The following is a 1,836-nucleotide window of genomic DNA, read 5'->3' on the forward strand; positions in this document are numbered from 1 at the left end:
CCACCAGCACAGGAATCGTCACGTTCGCACCCGGCGACAAGGTGGCATGGTCACCATCCATTCTCGACTCTCGCGCGACCACCGGCGGCTACCTTGGCTACTCGGACACCAAGAAGTACACCGCGCCCATCGTCGACCGAAACGACATCCGAATCATGGGCTGGGCCCCGGTCACAATGGTCTCACTGGCCCCCGATTCCCACGCCTCGGCAGCGCAAGTCGCATCCCTGCTAAACGAAATCGAACCATCTATCACGGCGGAGACGATCCGAACCGGGATGGCCGCCGCACCCGGCACCGACTACACCGTGGTCTCGCTTCGCCAAGAAGACATCGAGCCGATTCGGGGCATGCTGGAGACTGTCCCCGGGATCAGCCTCACCGAACAAGGTCGACTCATCACCTCCGACCCCCGAATTCACTCCCCGGCCTTCGCCGGCCTGCCCGACTACTGGAACGAGCGCCTCACCGCCGGCGCCGGATGGGCCCTGCAAGTCATTAACCCCTCGGGCACCTTCGAACTCGGCGGACGCGAACCCGAGAGCCTGCGCAACATCAGAACCACCATCGACGTCGCCCTCCAAGCAGCCGCGCAAAACGCCGTCGACGCCCAAGACGCCCCAGCAACGATCGTCGCAATCGAACCGACCACTGGCGGGGTCCTGGCCGTCGCCCAGAACCCCGCCGCCGACGCCCAAGGACCCATCTCGTTGACCGGCCTCTACCCGCCCGGATCCACCTTCAAGACAGTGACGACAGCAGCAGCCCTCGACGCCGGCCTGGCCACAGCCGACACCCCCCTTGCCTGCCCCTCCCGGGCCACCATCGAGGGACGATCCATCCCCAACGACAACGAGTTCGATCTCGGTACCGTCCCGCTACACACGGCATTCGCCCAATCATGCAACACCACCCAAGGGGCACTCGCGGTCCAACTCAGCCCCGAGGCGATGCGCGACACCGCCGCGCGACTCGGGTTCGGTGTCGACTTCCACGCGCCCGCACTAACCACCGTCACCGGACAAGTACCAGTGACCACCGGCGGAGCAGCACGCGTCGAAGCGGCCATCGGACAAGGCACCGTCACAGCAAGCCCATTCGGCATCGCAGTCATGGAAGCCTCACTCGCCAACAACGGACAAATGGTCCTGCCGACCCTCATCCAGGACGAACACACAACCTCCGACCAGACACCCGACCCTCTCCCAGCAGAAACCGTCGCCGCACTCCGGACGATGATGCGCGAAACCGTCACCAGCGGCTCTGCCAGCAGCCTGGCCGACATCGAAGACCTCGGCGGCAAAACCGGCACCGCCGAAACCGGAAACGGACCAGCCCACGGCTGGTTCGCGGGAATCGTCCACGACATCGCATTCTGCGCATTCATCGAAGGCGCCGACAGCTCAGGACCCGCCGTCGCGATGTCAGGCCAATTCCTCCGCGGCGCCGGAGAAGCCCTCACCCGCTAAACCGGCCCACCCAAACTCAGAACGTCTGTCGACCCCCCGTACAGATCGAACGCCGATAGCCAGACCTTATGACAAGTAGCCCAAGCCGCCGGCATTCCCGTCGCGCCCGCCCCAGCCGCCGACCGCCGAAGGGGGCATGGGCGGGTGCGCGCTCGTTCCGCTCCCCACCACATGACGTCTATTGGCGCGCTGGGCTTCTAACCATCAGTTCTATAGTGCGCACGAGGAGCACCGTGGCTTGCGCTGCTGCGAAGGAATCAACGTCGTCAATGTCGCCGTGCGTCACCTTCTGAGCGAGATCCCACGTCTTGCGCATCAGTGCGCGAAGCTCGGAGCGGTCGCGGCCACAGGCTCGGGAGTCGAGGAA

General features: G+C 65.1%; 2 protein-coding genes. One reads left to right on the plus strand and one right to left on the minus strand.

Annotated features, from left to right (window positions below):
* Positions 1 to 1,469 (plus strand): penicillin-binding transpeptidase domain-containing protein (locus H483_RS38040; RefSeq protein ID WP_017838672.1); only part of this gene is annotated, 1,469 nt, incomplete at its 5' end.
* Positions 1,470 to 1,647: 178 nt separating this feature from the next.
* On the opposite strand, the gene H483_RS40335 is transcribed toward H483_RS38040, so the two are convergent.
* The coding region (locus H483_RS40335; RefSeq protein WP_031265495.1) for a hypothetical protein at positions 1,648 to 1,836 on the minus strand (189 nt) is incomplete at its 5' end.

The sequence above is a fragment of the Dietzia sp. UCD-THP genome (assembly GCF_000349585.1).
GTDB lineage: Bacteria > Actinomycetota > Actinomycetes > Mycobacteriales > Mycobacteriaceae > Dietzia > Dietzia natronolimnaea_A.